At 46.7% G+C, this 229-nt stretch carries 1 pseudogene; it reads right to left on the bottom strand.

The features are described 5' to 3' along the window. Nucleotides 1-229 (bottom strand): annotated as a pseudogene (locus tag ABR397_RS24115) (baseplate J/gp47 family protein); the annotation flags it as partial.

Raw genomic sequence — 229 nt, 5'->3', positions numbered from 1 at the left:
ATGTAATGAGTTTGTCGCATTTTTAGCAACAGATTGTTTACGACGATACTCAAAATTAGCGCGGGTTTCCTCATCTGTGCCAGGTACGCCAGCACTCGCATTACTGATACCAGACCAGCCGGGCACCGAGCTATAAATCGTGTTCAAGTCATCAATTTGGCATGCTAACGGCCCTGATGTTGAGTTTTGGAAAACAACATCAACAGAGCCGCTGTCCGGGATCTTAACC

Origin of the sequence: Photorhabdus viridis (assembly GCF_040256935.1) — a bacterium.
GTDB lineage: Bacteria > Pseudomonadota > Gammaproteobacteria > Enterobacterales > Enterobacteriaceae > Photorhabdus > Photorhabdus viridis.
Note: the sequence above shows the minus strand (reverse complement) of the source record. Positions and strands in the feature narration are given on the sequence as shown.